Origin of the sequence: Paraburkholderia lacunae, assembly GCF_003353175.1 — a bacterium.
GTDB lineage: Bacteria > Pseudomonadota > Gammaproteobacteria > Burkholderiales > Burkholderiaceae > Paraburkholderia > Paraburkholderia lacunae.
Map to the genome: position 1 here is coordinate 253,819 of NZ_QHKS01000004.1, position 19,305 is coordinate 273,123.

Below are 19,305 nucleotides of genomic sequence, written 5' to 3' on the forward strand. Positions count from 1 at the left end.
GTTACCGTCTTTCCAGTCGTGAGCCAGTCGCACCGGCCGCGGCTCAAGTCGGCGATGATCCATACGCCTGAGGGGGTACGCGCACTGCGAACCGACCGACTTCAGGGCTGGCGTGAACTGCCTGGAGACATGGTCGAGCGGCCAACGCGTTTTTCTTGTAACTCATCATGCAAAGCAAAACAACATAGCAAGTTCAACATGCGCTTGAATATGCGCTTGCGCACATTTGTGACGCAAACGTCATCCGGGGTTGTACTCACTGCCCTTTCGCGCCGCGCCACCTATGTTGAAGACGCACGCATGTATTTGGGACATCTTCGAGCTACGTGTGCGTCACGATGCACGCTATTCGCGGTCGATCGGCAGAGTGTGAACGCCTATTAGAAGATCAATATAAAGTTTGGCACGCTGGCGCACCGTGACTTCGCCTGCCCCTGGACAAAGTGCGTTGCCACTTTTGTCAGGCGTTGAACAGATGGCCCGACAACGCATAAGAAAATAGCCATATATGGACGTGGCCCGTTGCAATACCCGTCGCGATCGGAAGTCTCGAACTTCCGATCCAAATGATGGAGGTGAACGAACATGGCGAACGCACACAGGCAAAAATGGATGCAGATCATCCTGGCTCTGACGGTCCTCGCCCTCCCTGGCGTCGCAGGTGCCGCATTGACATTCAGCAGCATCGTCGTGTTCGGTACCAGCCTTTCCGACCCGGGCAATGCGTTCACGCTGCTGGCTCACCCACCGGCGGGAATGAATCTCGGGGTCAACGTCGCCCAGAGCACGCCGCCGTATGACACCCTCGACGAGTCGCTGGTGCCGATCGCCCCTTACGCAAAGGGAGGGCACCACTTCAGCAACGGTGCGACATGGATCGAGCAGTTCGCCATAGGTACAGGGCTGGCCGCGAACGCCCAGCCAGCGTTCCAGAGCAGCAGCGGCAACGCGCGCAACTACGCAGTGGGCGGAGCGAGAGCCACGCCGTATCCGAACACGGTCAATCTACCGGATCAAGTGAAGACCTTTCTCCAGGATGTGAACCAGATCGCTGCGTCAGACGCGTTGTACGTCATCGAAATGGGAAGTAACGACCTTCGTGACGCCCTCGCCGCCTATCTCACCGTGTACCTGAAAACGGGCAGTCAAAGCCAGGCTGCGGCGGCGGCGAATCTCATCTTGACGGGTGCCCTGAACGGTATCGCGCAAAGTGTTCAAACGCTTCATCACTTTGGGGCAAACAAGTTTCTTATCTGGAATGCGCCGAGGATAGATTTGGTGCCTGCTGTCCAGGCCTTTGGCCCCGGCGCGGTGGGCGTCGCCCTCAAGCTGGTGGCCGGGTTCGATCAGGGGCTAGCCCAAATCGTCTCGTCTTCGGCGGCACTCGGCATTCAAATCGCGCAAATGGACATCTCCGGCCAGATGGCGGCCATCTTCCAATCGCCGCGCAACTTCGGCTTCACCAATGTCACGAATCCCTGTGTAACCCCCGACACGCCGCCTTTTACGTGCCAACAACCTGACGACTATTTCTTCTGGGACGGCATCCACCCGACGAAGGCAGTACACGCGTTGCTTGCGCAACTGGCGGTGCGTACGTTGGCACAGTATCCGGGCCCCTAGCGCCACCGCCAAGGCATCCGAGATAACAATGAATCGTAGCCGCGCAGAGCCGGCGCTGCTGTATCGGCATGGCCCACGCTGTCCGTGCATTCCTTGCCGCGAGCGCCACGGCAGCGATGTATTTGTGTCGGCGTTGACACAGTTTCATCAACCATGAACCAGTCGAACGGTGTGCCCGAGCTTCGCGAGCTCCCGGCCCTGGTAGGGCGAAGAGCCGCACGCTTCCATGCCGATCAGACACGGTTCAAGCGCTGCGAAATACCGAATTACATTCGTGCGTCTGAGCTGTTTTCGTCCAACGATGTGGCCTTGCCAATCCACTGCGTGAACCTGCAGCACGCTCGTGGCGAGATCCAGTCCAACAGTCACTATGTTCATGATGAACGCTCCGTTGCCGTGGACATCACGACTTGTCCACTTTGGCATAAATCTCTCGCCGTTTAGCGGGAGTTGTCCGTCACATCGGAGCCAGTCACGACATTAGTCGCATTTTTGTTTTGGACCGCCTGACTGTTTTCATCGGCGTGGCGCAGTCGCGCATTCGCGGCTACCAGCAAGTCGGCTTCCTTGTGATGGACTTGCGTCTCGAGCAACCTGATCGTCACTTGCAGCAGGACAGCCTTGACGCGGTGCGCGAAGCCCGCACCCAATTTATCGCACCAGCGCCGGATCGTTTCGTCACTGACGCCCCCCCGCGCTCGAACAGCAACGCTTCAATGTCACGAAGGAGCTGAAGCCTGGAATACCAGCGCACTGCGCAACTGATGATGCCGACGGGAAAGCGGTGACGTGATAGAAGGGCGATTTGGCTTTCTTTATCCCGCTATCTTACGCGACCGCTTCGGCAACCTGACAACGCCCTCCAGCGTATGTGAGTTCGGCCGGTCAGCCGTCGGCATCGGTTCGCACCGGTGGCTGACCCTGGCCTGGTTTGGAAAAATCCAGGTGTTTTACGATTGAGAACGAGACTTTATTTCGACGGCAGATCGTGAGTGCTGATGTCCTGCACCAACCGGTCGATCGGAGGCGACCGTCGCGCGTTTGCACGTCGTCACAACGCGCGCCGGCGGCGCATTCGCCCAGACGATCCGGCTCGAGCAGATCACAAAATCCGGGTGGTAAGCGGCGATGTACCGGAGGGGCCGAATGTCATAGGTAAACTGGATCACGACGCCGTTCTCGCCAAGGACCTGATGCCATTGTTCGACGATCACCGCAGTCTCGTGACGCGGTAGCGAGCGTAACGGCAGGCAGGACACAATCGCGTCGATCCGCACGTCCGGCGGCAGGAAGTGTGCCAGCCGCGCCGCGTCGCCGTGCACGACCGGCACGTCCGGGAAGCGATTGCGAAGGTGATGAACAAACGCCGGCGCGCGCTCCACCACGATGAGCCGCTCCGGCGTCACACCGCTTTCAAGCAGGGCCTGCGTCACAGTGCCGGTGCCGCCTCCCAGTTCGATCACGAGGCCGTCGCCCGCCGGCACCTGGCGGGCAATCTGCATGGCCAGCCGCCGCGAGCTAGGGCAGATCGCGCCCACCGCGCCAGGCTTGGAGACCCATTCGCGCGCAAACAGGGCGGAAGCGCGCAGAGCGTTGGGCACGATCACTGGATCACCTTGATCTCGTCGACTTTCACCGTCGAGGTACCGACGAACTCCTTGTCGTATTTGCCCGTCAGTTCGACCGTGCTCGCGTCGCTGACCGGTTGTCCGGCCGGCCACCGCTTGTGGTCAATTTTCACGAGCACCTGGCCGGTGTTGTCGGCGAACCGGTATTGCTCGTCACTGACTCGCTTGACGAGGTGGCCGCGCAGCACGACGTGCTGATCGTCCTTCCCGGCGTCGAGGAGCTGCTTGACCGTAGTGGCGGCAGCTTCAGCACCCGGGCCGGTATATTGCGCGTACGCGGCAATCGCAGGGGCGGCCAGCAGGCAGGCGATAATCGTCTTGTTCATAGGTCCTCTCTCACAGAAAATCCGCGGCGCAACGACTGCGACCGAGGACAGCTTATTGCAGGCAAACTTAAGCTTGCGTGAAGACGGGTGAATGTCGGACCGGCCGCTACGGCGGCCCCTCGTTAGCGCAGCGTTAACGTTACGTTAACGCGCGGCCCGATACCATCCTGGCGTCTTGCCAGAGAAGACGACAAGTGCATTAAGACAGGATCTTGAGATGCGCGTACTACTGGTCGAAGACGATCCGCTGATTGGCAATGGATTGCAGCACGGGCTGCGACAGGAGGGCTTTGCGGTGGACTGGGTGCAGGACGGCCATGCCGTCGCGCTTGCACTGCGCACGACCCCGTACGGACTGTTGCTGCTCGATCTGGGCTTACCCAATCAGGATGGCCTGATGGTGCTCAAAGAACTTCGGCAACGCGACGACACCCTGCCGGTCATCATAATCACGGCGCGCGATACGTTGCCTGACCGGGTCGCGGGACTCGATGGCGGCGCCGACGACTATCTGGTGAAGCCGTTCGCCCTCGAGGAACTCCTCGCGCGTGTTCGCGCGGTGAATCGCCGCCATGCGGGACGCGCGCAAACCGCGCTCACGGTAGGCGCGCTGCGGCTCGATCCGGTGCAGCACCGGGTGTGGCTGCGCAACGACGAAGTACTGGTCTCGCCCAAGGAGTTCGTGCTGCTGCATGAATTGATGCAGCAGCCCGGCGCGGTCATCTCCCGCGAGCAGCTCGAGGAGCGTCTGTATGGGTGGAATGAGGAGGTCGAAAGCAACGCTGTACAGATTCATGTCCATAATCTACGCAAGAAGCTCGGATCCGATGCGATCCGCAACGTGCGGGGCGTGGGTTATCGCATCGGGGAGATGGCATGACCGCTGGTAGGGCCGCACTACGTGCGCGTCTCACGCGCTGGTTCATGACGTCACTGCGTCGCCGGTTATTGCTCTGGTTGTTACCGGCGACGTTCCTCGCCGGCGTGCTGGCGAGCGCGGGAACGTACTGGGGCTCGCTGGACGAGCTCAACGACCTGCTCAATGACCAGATGCGCGTGATCGCCCGACAGGCGCAAGTCGACGATGACGGAAAACTGTCGCTGGCTGGTCGGGACGGGAAGAAGCACGTCTCGAAGGGGGACGAAGCCGACCGTGTGCTCCTTCAGGTATGGCGCGGTCAGGCGATCCAGTTCACGACCGATCCGGCCTCGCCGTTACCGGCCCCGCTGCATCCCGGATTCGCCGACATCATCGCAGATGGCCAGACCTGGCATACGTTCGTCAGCCAGAGCGGCGATACGCTGATCCGCGTCGCGCAGGCGCGACAGGCGCGCTGGGAAGCGCTCGCCGCCATTGCCGTGCACCTGTTCTGGCCGGTGCTGTCGCTGTTGCCGCTGCTCGCGCTCTTCCTCTGGTTTGGCATCGGCTACGGGCTGCGGCCGCTACGGCAAATCGCCTCCGGGCTGGCCCGGCGCAACGCCAGCAACATGGAGCGGATCGACACTGCGGCATTGCCGGGCGAGGTCAAACCGCTGGTCGAGGCGCTCAACGATCTGCTGCTGCGCCTTGACCGCTCGTTCACGATGCAGAAGCACTTCATCGCCGATGCCGCACATGAGCTGCGCACGCCGATCATGGGACTCAGTATCCAGGCGCAGCTCCTGCTGCGCGCATCGAGCGCCGCGGAGCGGGAGAGCATCCAGACCCAGATCCAGACCGGCACCACGCGGCTTGCGCACCTGGCCGAGCAGTTGCTGACCCTGGCGCGGCTCGCACCCGAAACCGAGGGCGCGTCGGTCAGCATCGTTGACCTGTCGGCGCTCGCCCGGTCGGTCGTGACGGACAGGGCGCGTATCGCCGAGGCAAACCAGATCGACCTGGGGCTGGTCAGTACGGAAACCGTGACCGTTGAAGGCAGCGGCGACAATCTGCGCATCCTGCTCAACAATCTGGTTGACAATGCGATTCGTTACGCGGGACCCCGCGCGAGCGTAGATGTCGTCGTGCGGCGCAATGGCGAGACTGCAGTGCTTGAAGTGAGCGACAACGGACCGGGGATTCCCGAGGCGGATCGGTCGCGCGTCTGGGAACGCTTCTACCGGAGCAGCGCCCACACGGCGTCCGGCAGCGGTTTGGGACTGTCGATCGTCAAGCGCATCGCTGAACAGCATCGAGCCACGGTATCGCTTGACGCGGGACCCGATAGCAAGGGACTGACGGTCCGGCTTTGTTTTTACCTACCGCCATCGCAGCAATGAGGGGACGTCACCGCCATATCCAGACTTGAACAGCCATGAAAGTGCTCATTGTTGGAGTCGACACAGCCATCGCGACCAAACTGTACGACTACCTCGATAGCGCCGGCTACAGGCGGACATCGCGTCCATGGCGCGATGGGCCTGCACCTGGCCGTGACGCATGGAGATTCTTCGCCGGTCCCGTCATGATGGACTCCCGATTCTCGCTTGCACCTGTTCCAGAGACGCTCGACCCCGTTGTCCAGCAAGCTCACCGCAGCCGCCCGGATGTCGCGTCGCGGCGCCCTTACTTGACGCCGTACGGGCGGTGTTGCCGCCCGCCGTCAACGGCGGCGCACCGGCCAGTTTCGTGATGACGGTCTGGCCGGAAAGAGGGGCGCGGTTTCGTGGGCTACCGGGACGCCCTGCCGGTTCGCGGGTGATGCCGTCACGTGAAGTCCTCTCTTCAACCCGGCGCCAGTCCTCTTTCCATTAGCCAGGCGGGGTTGAATAGCCGCGCAAAATACAGCCCCCCACCATCGCACAGCACCGTAACGATGGTGTGGCCCGGCCCCATCTGCCGAGCCAGCCAGACGGCCGCCGCGACATTGATGCCGCTGGAACCGCCCACAAACAGCCCCTCTTCCCGCAGCAGGCGATACACCATCGTGACGCAACTCTGGTCGTCGATGCGCACCGCGTCGTCGATAGGCGTGCCCTCGAGGTTGGCGGTGACGCGGCTGGAGCCTATGCCCTCCGTGATCGAGGTGCCTTCCGCCCTGATGTCGTGCGTTTTGACGAAACTGTACAGTCCGCTGCCGTGCGGATCAGCCAGCACGGTCCTCACCCTGGAATTCTGTTCCTTGAGAAAGCGCGCGACGCCCGCGAGCGTGCCGCCGGTCCCGGTGGCACACACGAAAGCGTCCACCGTGCCGGCCGTGTCGCGCCAGATTTCCGGCCCGGTGGTTTCATAGTGGGCCTGCCGGTTGACGAGGTTATCGAACTGATTGGCCCAGATAGCGTTCTCGATCTCCTCTGCCAGACGGCCGGCGATCTTCTGGTAGTTGTTGGGATCCTTGTACGGCACTGCCGGCACCGGACGCACCTGCGCGCCGAGTACGCGCAGGAGGTCCATTTTTTCCTGCGACTGGGTTTCAGGAATGACGATCACGCAGCGATAACCGCGCGCGGCACAGATGTGCGCCAGCCCGATGCCGGTATTGCCGGCGGTGCCCTCCACCACCGTGCCGCCCGCCTTGAGCACGCCACGCCGCTCGGCGTCCTGGATGATATAGAGCGCTGCGCGGTCTTTCACCGACCCGCCCGGATTCAGGAACTCCGCCTTGCCGAGAATTTCGCATCCGGTCTCGGCGCTGAGCTTTGCGAGCCGGATCAGCGGCGTGTTGCCAATGCAGGCAGTGAAACCATCCTGTACCTTCATGATGCCCCCCTAGCCCGCGATCAATCGTGACGCACGGCGAATGCTTCCAGAATAGGTCGATAAACCCGACGCAGGCTACCCCTGTCCGCGTCGCCAGGCGGCAGCGTGTCTGCTCGGGCGGGGTGCTTTCTTCGGATCGATCTATCCTCGTTGTACGTACGGCAAGCGTTGTCTGATCCGCAAGGTGGCAGTGCTGTCGGCTCGTGGGGAACCGGACGTGACCCGGGCTGCTGGCATTCATTGGGTGTGCCGGCCGCGCGGGGTAAGGGGTGGTTGAGGAGCAGCGCCTGCGACGCCGACCGCTGGTCCGGCACCGGATTCCATCCCGTCTCTGGCAAAAAGAAAGGAACCGTGATATCCCGACCAAACGCCACCGCCTCCGCTCCACGTTCTGGTCGTGCAGGGCGGCGGCGCCCTCGCCGCCTACCAGGCTGGTGCCTATGGGCCGATCAGCGAGACCCACAGCCTGATCCCCAACAGGTTAGCGAGGGCGGAAGCTCAACGCCGGGCGCTGCCCCAGTCCCACCAGTACTGACGGTAATCCAGCTCTCTAAGCCGTCTTCGGCGCATTAGCTCCCGGTGGTAGTGAACGGCGACGAACGCGGTTGCCGTCACCAGCACGAATGAACCTGCGACGATTGCCACTGCTTCGCTCATCGGAACCTCCCTTGCTGATCTCTCGGGCTCACTGCAGGTGCTGCCCTCCATTGATCGCGATGTTGGCGCCGGTCACGAAGCCCGCCTCGTGCGAGCACAGGTACAGCACGAGAGCGGCGACTTCGTCGGGCTGTCCGAGCCGGCCGACCGGAATCTGCGGAATGATCTTCGTCTCGCGGATTTCCTCGGGCACCGCCATCACCATCTTCGTCGCGATATAGCCGGGCGAGATCGTGTTGACGGTGACGCCTTTCTTCGCCACTTCAAGCGCCAGCGATTTCGTGAAGCCATGCATGCCGGCCTTTGCCGCCGCATAGTTGGTCTGGCCGAACCCACCCTTGGAGCCGATGATCGACGACACGTTGATGATGCGGCCCCAGCCACGCTCGACCATGCTGTCGCACACCGGCTTCGTCATGTTGAACACCGAATCGAGGTTGGTCCGGATGACCGCGTCCCAATTGACCTTGTCGAGCTTCTTGAAGCTGGCGTCGCGCGTGATGCCGGCGTTGTTGATCAGGATGTCGACCGGTCCGACTTCCGCTTTGATCTGCGCCGCGCATCTTTCGCATGAATCGTAGTCGGCGACGTCGACCGGGTACGCGCGGAACTGTCGTCCCTCGGCTTCCATGCGTGCAAGCCACTCGTTCGCCCCCGTGTTGCCAGACGAATAGGTGACTACAACCGCATAACCGGCGTCATGCAGCTTGATGCTGATCGCCTCGCCCAGTCCACCCATGCCACCCGTTACTACCGCGATCTGCTTTGCCATCGAATCGTCCTCACAAATACCGGCGGCGTGCTCATCTGGAGCAACACTGCCTTCAGTCAAAAATTGGATGCATTGAAAATGCCGGACTTTTATCCAGAATGAATAAAGGAATCCTACATATAGGCATGGAACCGATAACGCGGGCATCGCTGCCCGCGTGAATCTTAGTGCTTCCCGTTCGCGACTACGGCAGCCGACTCGGCACTGCGCTTGGCGGCCTTGGACGCTGAGGCCGTCACGGCTTCGAGATTGGTCCCGGCCATCTCCACGGCCTGTTGCCCCGTCTTCCGCAGCGAATCGCACAGCGTGGTGGTGGCGCTGATTGCGGACTTCCACGCGGCGATCGCCGCTTCGGAACCCGCGGGAGCACTCTTCGCTGCTTCTCCGATGAAGTCCTGCACGCGTACGTTATACCGTTCGTACTGCGTCTGTGCGAGTTGCGCGACCTCAGCCTGCGTGGTTGACGCGATGTCGAAGAGTTGACGGCCGTATGACAGTGATTTCTCCACGAAAGGCGCGGTGAAACCGGCTTGCAGCGTGAACCACTGCTGCGGGTCTGCTGTGCCGGGCGCCTTCGTCAGGTTCTCCTGCGACTCCGCCAGCGTGGACCTGACGACCTGCAGGTTCAGTGCGACCAGTTTTTCGACGCCTTCAAAGACCTTGCCGGTCAATCCGAAGAATGCGTCGAGGCTGGCCTTCTGCGATGCGGCGATTTGCTCGGGACTCGATAGAACCATTGTTGAAATTCCTCAGGATTCAGTCCGCTGCGCGAAGCCCCGGTCAACCGGATGTCGCACGGCGAATGGCGATGATAGATGGACCGAAGCGCAAGGACGCCTGCCAGGCAGCATGCGTCGCGAATACTTCGGAGGGTCGTTACAGCAAGAGGCACTACACATTAAAGTCCAGCTAAACCTACTTCGCTTACTTTTTCTGCGGCGCGCTCGCCGCGGGGTGCAGCGGTGCGCGCCGAAATTCCCTAGCGCCTACGCGCGACGGCCTTGAGAATGGAAGCGCCTTCGCTTGTGACATGAGGACGTGGATGACCCGACGCGAGGCGTTCCAGTGATATGAGTTGACGCTCCAGCAGCGTGTCGAGCTCGGCGCGGCCCAGTTCGATCTGATCCGGCCCGTCCTTGATGAGCATCAAGGTGGCGAATTCATGGGGACTCAGCATATCGTCTCCTCGATTTAGTCGGTCCTGCGCCGCGAGCATTACTTACCCTCTCCGCGGCGAATGGCGGCAAATATTTCCTTTGCCCTTACAAAGCAAAACGTTCGGGAAATCCTTACAGAGACGTCATCATAACCGCACAATTTTCAATTGCAATATGCGGAGTACTTTTTTTGATTTGTCTGTTTATTTAGCCTGCATATTGGGGCAACGCCTTGCCGTCGCCTGCCGGCGCGGAGGCCATGTAAGCCTTCATCGGCGGCGGGGGGGCGGGCCGATCTGGAGCGCACGCCATGCCCGAATTGGCACTCAATCAAGGACACCGCGCAGTGAGTCTATTCATATCTGAATATGACATTTATAGGTCAACATTGCCTTCTTCAGACATTGCCGCTTATAACCTGATATTGAGAAATATTTATTACATCGTATGCGAGTTGCTTATTTTCAGAACCCTGATCAGCGAAAAGGCCCAAGAAGTATTGACTTCTCCCGCTGTCGCGAAGGACCAGGGGATGTCGGCAAAACCACATCGGATCACCACACTTCACCATGTTCGATTCCGCCACTGCAGCACGGGATTGCTCCGAGATGCGCCGATAGGTTAGCGAGCGATACTTGACTCGATGTCACGCATGCGTCGTTCGAGCTTGGCGCTGGTGAAGTTGCGGTCGCGATGGTTCACCGCTTTGAACTTGCTGCCGTCGATCGCAACGAGCGCTTCGGCGAGGAGGTCCAGACGCTGGCATAGCATCACGAACTGACGACAGACGCTGCGGATCGCTTTGCCGTTGTCTTTGCGGAAACGCGCAATGGTCTTGAAGTTCGGCGCCAGGCGGGCCCGTGAGCGACTTCAGTTCAACGTCGCGCTGGGCCTCACGTTCAAGGCGACGGCCGGATTGAATACGATTCAGGTAGTGGCATGAGACGGCCCGGGCTTGGATCGTTGCGGCGACATCTTCAAACAAATGAACCACGAGCCGACGACCGGGCCAGTTGCTCGTTGAGTTGCAGATGGGCATCTGAATGCCCACCCGCCGACTTCACGATCGACCAATCCGGCGATCAGTCGTTGTCCCGCATCGCCACTTTCTGCGGGCTACCCTTGATCCGCGGATAAGGCTTGCCGCCCATCATGCCCTTCCACAGCACACGGTTGAACTGATCCGCCGGTACTTCGTCGGCGTCATCGAAATTGAACTTCGCGGTCACCCTGGCCCAGTACGTCGCGTCATGCTTCGGCGCGACGTCTGCGCCGGCCGCAAACTTCGTACCGGCTTCCTCTGTCATCTGGGCCACTTGGGTGGTCTTCAGTACCGTCGAGGCGACGGCCGTGTAATTCCACGAGGCCGAACCATGCACGTCGAACACGTCGGCCATCGGACGCTGGTAGGCGGTGTTGAGGTTCATGTGCTGCGTGCCGAGCACGTCTTCGATCGTGCGCAGCGCATTGACCTGGCTGTAACCCGTCCGAATCACCGCCCCCTGCTTCACGTAGGGGCCGACGATATACGCCGGGCCACGGTGCGAGTCCACATGGTCAGGACCGTCCTGCACATCGTCTTCGGTCACGACGATCAGCGTGTCGTTCGCGTACGGGCTCTTTGCGACCGCTTCAACCAGGCGGCCGACGGCGAGGTCGTTATCGGCCTGCTGCGTCTCCGGTGTGTTCACGCCCGCGAAGGCGGTGCCGAACGAACCCATGTGATCATGGGACAGGCGCACCAGTGACAGAGTCGGCAGACTGCCGCCCGCGACATACTGGTCGAATTCGCGTTTCCACTCGTTGAAACGCCACTGATCCGGATAGTTCTGGTCGAAGCCGCGGAAGTAAGCGTCAGTCAGCGACGCGAGTTTCGGATCGAGTGGTGCGACCTGGACAACGCCCGCTGCGTGCGGATCCGTCACGGGATTGGCCGCGGTGCCGATGCTGCCGATATTCTTCACGAGGAAGCCATAATTGCGGACCGTGCCGCCGGCAGCGAGTACTGCGTCGAAGATGTAGCCCTGCTGGTGGCCGAACGGCGCGTCAGACGACGCGTGGTTGCCCGTGCCCGTCAGCAGGTTGTCCGTGCCGCCCGTGACACTGGCCGAGTTGTTGCTGTAGTTCGTGGTGCCGCTCGGACCGGCGGCCGCGTCGCGCTGCTGGACCGTCGCCCAGTTGACGGGCACGTTGCGGTTCGAGCCCTCGCTGTCATATGACAGGCCGCGATTGACCGCCGCATAATTCATCTGCTGCGTGAGCGTCTCGGTATTGGTGACTCGGCCCTGCAGCGCCCACGACCAGCCGTCCATGCTGCCGTCGCCGGGGTTCATGAAATTGTCGAGCGTCACGAACTGGCTCGCCAGACGATGGAAGTTCGGCGTGATGGCCCGGCCAAACTGGCTCAGTCGCGGGTCGCCGTTACCGCCGTTGCCGAGATCACCGAGGATCTGGTCGTACGTGCGGTTTTCCTTGACGATGTAGATCACGTGCTTGATGTGATTGTGCAGGAAGCCCATCACCTCGTTGTCCTGGTCATTGGAATCCGGGCGATAGAAGTTGTTGCGCGCGACCTGCTGGGTGAGCCGCGCCAGGTCGTTGTCCGTCGGCACCGGCGCACTGACCAACGATGCGCGCTCGAGCTGGAACTGGTATTCGTTCGACGCGCGCGCGGCGGCGGCCTGTGCCGCGGTGCCGCCCGACAGGTGGTCCGGGTTCGGACCGGTCACGCTCTTGCCGTTCACGACATACATCCACGAACCGTCTGCGCTGAACGTCACATCATGCGGTTCGAATGCGGTTGGGATCAGGCCGGTAACATGAAATGCGCGCGGGCCCCTCAGCGGAATCACCGCGATCTCGTTGGCGCCGGCATTCGTCGCGTACAGCGTGCCGCCGTCGCGCGACAGCGTCACCGAGTAGGTGCCTGCGCCGGTGTGTTCCTGACGGTGGTCGAGCACGCCGGCCGGCGCACGCGCATCGATCCTGGCCACCACGGCATTCGCGCTGGTATTGATCACCGCGACCTGGTCTGCATTGTCCTGTGCGACGTACAGCAGCGACTGCGATGCGTCCAGCGTCATGCCGAGCGCGTTGCCGTCGAGCTTGATGCGCTTGACCAGGCGGCCGTGTGACGGCGACGAGATATCGATTGCGACGATTTCGCGATCGCGGTCCGACGAGACATAGGCCGTGTTGTTGCCCTTCACGACCACCGCGAACGGATAAGTGCCGCCGACACCGCCCGGCGTGCCCTCGTTGCCGGAGAAGAACGGGCGCAGATCGTGCTCGTAACGCACCGAGTTGGAGGCGGTATCGATCACGCTGATCGAATCGTTGTAGTTATTGGCCACGACGAGCGTCTTGCCGTCGGCCGAAAGCGCGAGACCGCCCGCGTTCGGCTGCACGCCGATCCCCACGCCCTTCCCACTATGGCCGAGCGCGATCGTGGCCGACTGCACCCATGCGCCGCCGTGTTGGGTGTAAACCTGGACGACGTCATCATTGCCGCCCGTCGCATACAGCGTGTTGCCGTCGTGCGAGAACACCAGACCCACGAACGCGTTCGTCTGGTGGATCACCTGCTTGAGCTGCGGCCGGGTCTTGTTCGCGCCCGACACGTCGTACAGGAAGATGTACTGCGTCGAGTCGGCCGTGTCGACCGAACCGTCCGCGTTGTACAGCGAGTTCTGGCCCGCGGTGATGATCGCGAGCGTCTTGCCGTCCGGGCTCAACTGCGAACGCACGGCTTCGCCAGCCACGAAATTCGGATGGGCCGGCAGGCCCGGATTCAGATATTGCTGAACCGCGCCGCGCACGACCAGCGGCGTGATCGACTGACCGCTGGGCACGCGTGCGGTGTCGACAGCGCTGAGGTTGTCAGCGTGAGACTGCGCTACGAGCAGCACGGCCGACATGATGACGCCGAGCCGGAGCCCAGTCACGATATTGCGGGTTTTCATTTTCATAGGATTCCTCATTACGCAATAGCCATCCCGGACCGGCGACCGATCTGGCATGACAGGCATGACCCGGCGCCGCTGCGTCGCCGTACGCTGCGCAAATGTGCCGGAATGTAATTTCTGGATATGTCGAATACGACCTGTCGAGCGAACCTCTCATCGGCCAGTGGGGCTTGACCGACAAAGCGGTATTAAGTCACTGCCGAATGTCAACAGGATGACGTGTTTCTAGGCAGCCTCGACAATTACAGATTGTTACAATGCCGATTATCATATGACAAACGGCCGGTCGCCCGCCGACGCGATGCTTGCCGACGTCCAGTCCGCAAAGGTCCAGCGAAATACGAGTCATTGCAGGCTGAAATGGGCGCATTGCGGACTGATCTGATCGACAAAAAGCGGATGCTCGAACGATCGGGTAAGACACTCGAGCAAGCTGAAGCCGATCTTCACCGCTTGCAACATGAACGTGAAAGGTTGCTTGCCGAACTGGCCGAAGCGCGCTGCAAGTTGGCGAGCGCTGCGCAACTCGTTGCCTCACTGGAAGCCCGTGCGACCGCTGCTGTGGCGCGTCCTTCGGACGGGATGTCCGGCCGCCGTGGCACGGCAGCATCGGGTAGCGGTAAGCGTTAGGCGTTGCCCCCAACGTATGACTGCCTGCCCGCTTGAATTCTCCTGGAGGACCGCGCAGTGAAAGTATTGATCATCGAGGACGACGCGGACATCGCCACCAACCTTTTCGATTATCTGGAAGGCAGCGGCTTTGACGTCGACATTGCGTCCAACGGAACTGCGGGCTTGCAGCTCGCGCTGACGCAGCACTGGGAAGCGATTTTGCTGGACCTGTCGCTGCCCGGCGTGGACGGTTTGACGATCTGCCGCAAACTGCGGGAAGAAGCACGTCGGGACACGCCGGTGCTGATGCTAACCGCGAAAGATACGCTCGACGACAAACTCGAGGGATTCGTGCACGGCGCGGACGACTACCTGGTCAAGCCGTTCTCGCTCAAGGAAGTCGGCGCACGGCTCCATGCACTGATCAAGCGCTACAAGGGCCAGGTGACGCAGGCGAGCCTGTGTTGCGCGGACGTGCGCTTTGATCTGGCGACGCTCACGGTGGAGCGCGCCGGAAGGCCTGTCAAGCTACCGCCGAAGTGCCTGCAACTGCTGCGCATCCTGATGCAATCGCCGAATCGGGTGTTTGGCCGGGCCGAACTCGAGGCCGATATCTGGGGCGAGCAATTGCCGGACAGCGATACGCTGCGCGCGCACGTCTACACGTTGCGACGTGCGCTGACCGCCGATGGTAAGGACGATCTCATTGAGACGGTACACGGTCTGGGCTACCGGTTCGTGGACAGCGATGCAGACGCGTCGTAGCCTGCGCCTGAAGGTCGCGCTGGTCTTTTCCGCGCTGACGGTCCTGCTGCTCGTAGGCCAGGCGCTCGGCGTGAAGGCACTCGCCGAAGCGCAGGAGGAGCGACTCATCACTGCGCTGATCTCCGACGACATGGCGAGCCTCCTTCAAAGCTGGAGGTCGCAGCCAACGCTTGTGCCGCCGCTCGATCCGCGACTCGGCGGCCATGTCTCGGCAGGCGATCGCGTACGCGTACCGCTGCCTGCGTCGGTCGGGGATCTGCGCGATGGCACCCACGAGATCATCGTCGACGGCCGCGAAATCCACGTGGCGGTCGCACACTTCGACGATGCGCGCGTCTATCGGATCTATGACTTCAGTACATACGAACAGCGTTTCAGGCAGGTGATTGACGCCCTGATGATCGGCACCGGGATATTTGCCCTGCTGGCCTTCTGGCTCGCGTTCGGCCTGTCGGGCCTGCTGGTCCGGCAGGTCGCCGGCTTCGCCCGTGAGGTCAACGCACTCAGGCACGGTGCGGCGACCACGCTGGATCCCGGCAAATACGATGAAGCGGAGGTCGTCCAGCTGGTCGAAGCGTTCAACGAATATCACGGTCGGATGGCACAGATGATCGAGCGCGAAAAGGAGTTCGCCAGCAACGTCAGCCACGAATTGCGCACGCCGCTCACGGCGATCAAGACCAGCTGCGAACTTCTCGACCAGGATGAGACGATGGGCACAAAGTCCAGGGCGCGGCTGCGACAGATCGATCGCGCGGCGGACAACATGACCGATCTCGTCAACGCGCTGCTGCTGCTCGCGCGCGAAGAGTCGTCGGCCGATGTCGGCCCGGTGCGCATCGCAAGCGCCATCGAGGACGCGCTGGATCCGTTTGCCATCGTTCTGACGGGCAAGGGAATCGAGACGAGAATCGACATCGACAGCCGCCTGCGCATCGAGGCGAATCGGCCCGCGCTCGCGATCGTGCTGTCGAACCTGATCGACAACGCTGTGCGCTACACGGACAGCGGCCAAATCCGTTTCACCTATGTGGGCGGCTGGTTGCATATCGAAGACTCGGGCTGCGGCATCCCGCCGGATGCACTGCCGCTGGTGTTCGAACGGTTCTATCAGGCTAAACCGCCGCGGCCCGGCAAACACGGGTTTGGCATCGGCCTGTCGATAGTCAGGAAGATCTGCGATCGCTACCACTGGTCGATCAGACTCGATAGCGAGCCCGGGAAAGGAACGCGCGTATCCCTGTACCTGCCGCCGCTCGACTGAGATCTGTCCAATGCGGCGGCCCTGCCAGATTGGAACATGCCGTTACCCAGACTGGGGCAGGCATGGTTACCCACTCGCCCCGCAGCAGCCTTGCAGTTGTTGCATCGGCGGGCACTTCACGGAACCGAACGAGCAGAACACGCAGCAGTCGCCCGGCCTGGCGTGCAGCAGGGCCTTGCAGTGGCTGCACTCGTAAAAGAACTGGCAGGCATCCGTGGGCATGGTTTCCCGTCGTGCAAAACCACAGTGCGGACAGGTCAGCACGGATTCCAGGACGATCGCATCCATCGCGGCCTCACTTCTGCAGAGTCGAGGGATAGCCCGCATTCGCGGTCGCCCTGGTCAGAGCGTCGGGCTGGGCCTTGGCGGGGTCATAGGTGACCGTGGCGGTCTTCCCGTCGAAATCGACTTTCACGGCGCTCACGCCGGGTACTTTTTCAAGCGACTTCCGCACCGTGACCGGACAGAGTTCGCACGTCATGTTCTTCACGTCGAGCGTGACGGTCCTCGGCGCGGCGGCCAGCGTGAGGAGCGGCAAGGCGGCAAGCGCGGCAAGCGCGGCAATCGCGGCAATCGCGGCAATCGGCAGTTTGCGCATGGGAACCTCCTTTCAGGAGATCAATGGGGCCAATGACGGCACGGCCAGCAGTCCGAGCAGCAGGACGGTGACGATCCAGAACGTCATCCGTCGTCGCTTCACCACGCCCGGATCGACGCACGGTGCGCCCGGCGCACAGACCTGCGGCACCAGGTAGAGCTCGCGGAAGGCCAAGCCGAGAAACAGCAGCGTGAGCCCGATGAAGATGGGCCGGTAAGGCGCCATCGCCGTAAGGCTACCGACCCACGTGCCGCCGATGCCGAGCGCCAGCAGCACGAGCGGTGCGACACAGCACACCGACGCACCGACGGCGGCCAGTACGCCGGCGATCAGTGAACCCTTTCCGGTGAGCGGCGTCATGTCCATCTCCTTGAAGCGGTTTGCCCACGTGCGTCCCCGGATTCCGTGTCGTCGCCAACCTTCCGGGCTTCGGCCCGGGCGCACCTTCACCAATCGTCACTGTCCCGCAATCTCATCCCCGCGGCGCCACCCAGCCGAATAGCCGACGCCCATACAGGCCGCTGAGGGCCAGCAGCAGCAGCGCCACGCCGACATTCCACATCAGGATCATGACCGTCGCGTCGAGCGGATGGAGCAGCGACAGAGCGGCCGCGGTCATCGCGGCAACCGCAAGGCTCGCCGTCATCACGACAGGCGTCGGAGCCAGACGCGCCACGTACCGCAGCATGATGAGCATCGCCAGCGACAGCGGAACACCGGTGATCGCGAGCGTCGCAAAGCAGCGCGCGGTTTCGCCCGGCGAGATCCCGTCCGGCCCGATGCTCACCCAGTTCGTCAGACAGCCGTAACCCACCGTGGACATCCACACCATCACGGCGGGTGCAGGCAGCCATAGCCACCGTCGCGAGCGGCCCGGCACGCTCGCAATGAACGACGCCGTCGAGGCGAGCGCGGCGGTGATCAGGGCTGCCACCACACCAACAACAAAGGTGGGTTGGCGCAGCTTGAGTACGAGATCAGGCCGCACGCCATGCACGAGCGCAACCAGTGCCAGCAACAGCGCCGCAAACAGCAGCCAGCACAGCGCCCGCGTCACAGGCGGTCGCAGGCGTCGCACCGGTTTCGCGTCCGCGACCAGCGAGTCGATCAGTTCAGGGGTTGAAGTCATGGCCGGCCACCCCGCTTTTCTATCAACCGGCGCAGATTCTTCATGGCCCGATGCGTGGCCACTTTCAGCGCCGCCACAGACATGCCGCTCGCGGCAGCGGCTTCCTTCAACGACATTTCTTCCAGTTTCAGCATTCGTACTGCGTCCCGTTGTCCGGCCGGCAGGTGCTCGACAGCGTCACGCAACACACTGGCATCCACCGCCTCTTCCTGTAGATTCGCTTCAGCAGCCTGAAAGGTTTCATGTTCCGGATCGAACGGTGCTTCGCGCACGCCCAGACGCCCCTGGCGCCGCAGCCCGTCGACGATGCGCCGGTTGGCGATGGTGATCAGCCAGGGGCCGAATGGACGGGTTGGGTCGTACGTCTGACGCACCGTATGGAGGGTCAGCAGAATGTCCTGAACCGTATCTTCGACGTCGCTCCGGTTGGCGATATGGCGGGCCGCGAGCGCCCGCAGATACGGCGTGATCGCTTCGAGAAGGCGCCGGTACGCGTCCCGGTCGCCCGATTGCGCGTGCGCCATCAGGATCGACCAGTCGAGCGTGCCGTCGGGGCGCGTCTCCGACGTTTCGGGAGGGTGATCAGCCTGGGCCGCATCGTGAGCATTCCGTACGACACTCAGCGTCGGGCCAGGGCGGTGCATTCTGGAGGACATGTACGAATTCTGCACGTTTGGCCGGATGCCTGCGTGAATATAAATTTTGCGTGCTGCGTAACCTTTTCCCGTCGTCCGGCGAATCTTCCTGCAGGTTGCGATTCTGCGACCCCAACCTCAGGAGGATGCAAAATGAGCAAGCAACTGGGTAAGCCGCTACTGGCCGCTTCGACCCTGTCCGCAGCGATCGGTCTCGCGCTTGCGATGCAGGCGTTGCCAGCACAGGCGCAGGAGATGAAGGACATGAGCAAGATGCCGCAGGTTGTCCAGGACAACATGATGCGGATGCAGAAGAACAAGCTGGAAAAATGCTACGGCGTCAATGCGGTCGCGAAGAACGACTGTGCCGAGGGCGCCCATTCGTGTGCAGGCCAGGCCACCCAGGCGCGCGATACGAAGTCCTTCGTGCTGCTGCCGGCGGGTGACTGCTCGAAGATTCAGGGCGGCAAGCTGCAGGCAAGCTGAGCGGCCCAC

The 19,305-nt window shown here is 62.0% G+C and carries 21 protein-coding genes and 2 pseudogenes; 7 read left to right on the top strand and 16 right to left on the bottom strand.

Going from position 1 to position 19,305, the window contains the following annotated elements; translation table 11 throughout:
- Window positions 1–585 precede the first annotated feature (585 nt).
- On the top strand, window positions 586–1,623 hold the full coding sequence (locus tag DLM46_RS07800) for an SGNH/GDSL hydrolase family protein (RefSeq protein ID WP_115100185.1): 1,038 nt from the start codon (window positions 586–588) through the stop codon (window positions 1,621–1,623).
- Window positions 1,624–1,770: 147 nt separating this feature from the next.
- Here DLM46_RS07800 and DLM46_RS07805 read toward each other — a convergent pair whose 3' ends face one another.
- The 4 genes and pseudogenes from DLM46_RS07805 to DLM46_RS07820 all read right to left on the bottom strand — a co-directional run bounded on the left by DLM46_RS07805 (window position 1,771) and on the right by DLM46_RS07820 (window position 3,577).
- A complete protein-coding gene (locus tag DLM46_RS07805; RefSeq protein WP_133300308.1) occupies window positions 1,771–2,001 on the bottom strand; it encodes a transposase in 231 nt (76 codons plus the stop codon).
- Window positions 2,002–2,240: 239 nt separating this feature from the next.
- Window positions 2,241–2,428 (bottom strand): annotated as a pseudogene (locus tag DLM46_RS40095) (IS6 family transposase); the annotation flags it as partial.
- 145 nt (window positions 2,429–2,573) lie between these two features.
- Window positions 2,574–3,230, bottom strand: a complete 657-nt coding sequence (locus DLM46_RS07815) for a class I SAM-dependent methyltransferase (RefSeq protein WP_165847923.1) — start codon at window positions 3,228–3,230, stop codon at window positions 2,574–2,576.
- Entirely contained in the window at window positions 3,227–3,577 is a 351-nt protein-coding gene (locus DLM46_RS07820) for a NirD/YgiW/YdeI family stress tolerance protein (protein ID WP_115100187.1), read from the bottom strand. Before DLM46_RS07820 ends, DLM46_RS07815 begins: the two co-directional genes overlap by 4 nt.
- Window positions 3,578–3,794: 217 nt before the next feature.
- Between DLM46_RS07820 and DLM46_RS07825 the strand changes: the two genes are divergently transcribed.
- The gene (locus DLM46_RS07825) at window positions 3,795–4,457 is read left to right on the top strand and encodes a response regulator (RefSeq protein WP_115100188.1); all 663 of its coding nucleotides are present in this window, start codon (window positions 3,795–3,797) and stop codon (window positions 4,455–4,457) included.
- A gap of 44 nt (window positions 4,458–4,501) precedes the next feature.
- Window positions 4,502–5,836 (top strand): sensor histidine kinase, encoded by a 1,335-nt coding sequence (locus DLM46_RS07830; RefSeq protein ID WP_115100320.1) that lies wholly within the window; start codon window positions 4,502–4,504, stop codon window positions 5,834–5,836.
- 445 nt (window positions 5,837–6,281) lie between these two features.
- On the opposite strand, the gene DLM46_RS07835 is transcribed toward DLM46_RS07830, so the two are convergent.
- From DLM46_RS07835 to DLM46_RS07865, 7 genes and pseudogenes are all read right to left on the bottom strand, one after another.
- Complete coding sequence (locus DLM46_RS07835; RefSeq protein ID WP_115100189.1) at window positions 6,282–7,256, bottom strand: cysteine synthase A; 975 nt, start codon at window positions 7,254–7,256, stop codon at window positions 6,282–6,284.
- Window positions 7,257–7,754: 498 nt separating this feature from the next.
- Complete coding sequence (locus tag DLM46_RS39320) at window positions 7,755–7,913, bottom strand: hypothetical protein (RefSeq protein WP_165847924.1); 159 nt, start codon at window positions 7,911–7,913, stop codon at window positions 7,755–7,757.
- A 28-nt stretch (window positions 7,914–7,941) separates the two neighbouring features.
- Window positions 7,942–8,685, bottom strand: coding sequence for an acetoacetyl-CoA reductase (gene phbB / locus DLM46_RS07845; RefSeq protein WP_115100191.1), 744 nt, complete (start codon window positions 8,683–8,685; stop codon window positions 7,942–7,944).
- A 164-nt stretch (window positions 8,686–8,849) separates the two neighbouring features.
- Window positions 8,850–9,422, bottom strand: a complete 573-nt coding sequence (locus DLM46_RS07850; RefSeq protein ID WP_115100192.1) for a phasin family protein — start codon at window positions 9,420–9,422, stop codon at window positions 8,850–8,852.
- A gap of 242 nt (window positions 9,423–9,664) precedes the next feature.
- On the bottom strand, window positions 9,665–9,862 hold the full coding sequence (locus DLM46_RS07855; RefSeq protein ID WP_115100193.1) for a hypothetical protein: 198 nt from the start codon (window positions 9,860–9,862) through the stop codon (window positions 9,665–9,667).
- 604 nt (window positions 9,863–10,466) lie between these two features.
- Window positions 10,467–10,776 (bottom strand): annotated as a pseudogene (locus DLM46_RS07860) (transposase); the annotation flags it as partial.
- Window positions 10,777–10,924: 148 nt separating this feature from the next.
- Window positions 10,925–13,810 (bottom strand): alkaline phosphatase family protein, encoded by a 2,886-nt coding sequence (locus DLM46_RS07865; RefSeq protein ID WP_244305964.1) that lies wholly within the window; start codon window positions 13,808–13,810, stop codon window positions 10,925–10,927.
- Window positions 13,811–14,026: 216 nt separating this feature from the next.
- On the opposite strand from DLM46_RS07865, the gene DLM46_RS38965 reads away from it, so the two are divergent.
- Genes DLM46_RS38965 through DLM46_RS07880 form a run of 3 tightly spaced genes read left to right on the top strand, consistent with a single transcriptional unit; the run spans window position 14,027 to window position 16,448 of the window.
- Entirely contained in the window at window positions 14,027–14,437 is a 411-nt protein-coding gene (locus DLM46_RS38965) for a hypothetical protein (RefSeq protein WP_133300309.1), read from the top strand.
- A 57-nt stretch (window positions 14,438–14,494) separates the two neighbouring features.
- A complete protein-coding gene (locus tag DLM46_RS07875) occupies window positions 14,495–15,184 on the top strand; it encodes a response regulator transcription factor (protein WP_115100195.1) in 690 nt (229 codons plus the stop codon).
- Complete coding sequence (locus DLM46_RS07880) at window positions 15,168–16,448, top strand: sensor histidine kinase (RefSeq protein ID WP_115100196.1); 1,281 nt, start codon at window positions 15,168–15,170, stop codon at window positions 16,446–16,448. The genes DLM46_RS07875 and DLM46_RS07880 overlap by 17 nt, the downstream gene beginning before the upstream one ends.
- Before the next feature lie 66 nt (window positions 16,449–16,514).
- Here DLM46_RS07880 and DLM46_RS40100 read toward each other — a convergent pair whose 3' ends face one another.
- From DLM46_RS40100 to DLM46_RS07905, 5 genes are all read right to left on the bottom strand, one after another.
- Entirely contained in the window at window positions 16,515–16,736 is a 222-nt protein-coding gene (locus DLM46_RS40100) for a GDCCVxC domain-containing (seleno)protein (protein WP_115100197.1), read from the bottom strand.
- 7 nt (window positions 16,737–16,743) lie between these two features.
- Complete coding sequence (gene merP / locus DLM46_RS07890) at window positions 16,744–17,046, bottom strand: mercury resistance system periplasmic binding protein MerP (protein WP_115100198.1); 303 nt, start codon at window positions 17,044–17,046, stop codon at window positions 16,744–16,746.
- A 12-nt stretch (window positions 17,047–17,058) separates the two neighbouring features.
- Complete coding sequence (locus DLM46_RS07895; protein WP_115100322.1) at window positions 17,059–17,406, bottom strand: mercuric transporter MerT family protein; 348 nt, start codon at window positions 17,404–17,406, stop codon at window positions 17,059–17,061.
- Between the two features lie 112 nt (window positions 17,407–17,518).
- Window positions 17,519–18,175, bottom strand: coding sequence for an NrsF family protein (locus DLM46_RS07900; RefSeq protein ID WP_115100199.1), 657 nt, complete (start codon window positions 18,173–18,175; stop codon window positions 17,519–17,521).
- Complete coding sequence (locus DLM46_RS07905; RefSeq protein WP_115100200.1) at window positions 18,172–18,831, bottom strand: sigma-70 family RNA polymerase sigma factor; 660 nt, start codon at window positions 18,829–18,831, stop codon at window positions 18,172–18,174. The genes DLM46_RS07900 and DLM46_RS07905 overlap by 4 nt, the downstream gene beginning before the upstream one ends.
- Before the next feature lie 132 nt (window positions 18,832–18,963).
- On the opposite strand from DLM46_RS07905, the gene bufA1 reads away from it, so the two are divergent.
- On the top strand, window positions 18,964–19,296 hold the full coding sequence (gene bufA1 / locus DLM46_RS07910) for a BufA1 family periplasmic bufferin-type metallophore (RefSeq protein ID WP_115100201.1): 333 nt from the start codon (window positions 18,964–18,966) through the stop codon (window positions 19,294–19,296).
- The last annotated feature ends 9 nt before the right edge of the window (window positions 19,297–19,305 follow it).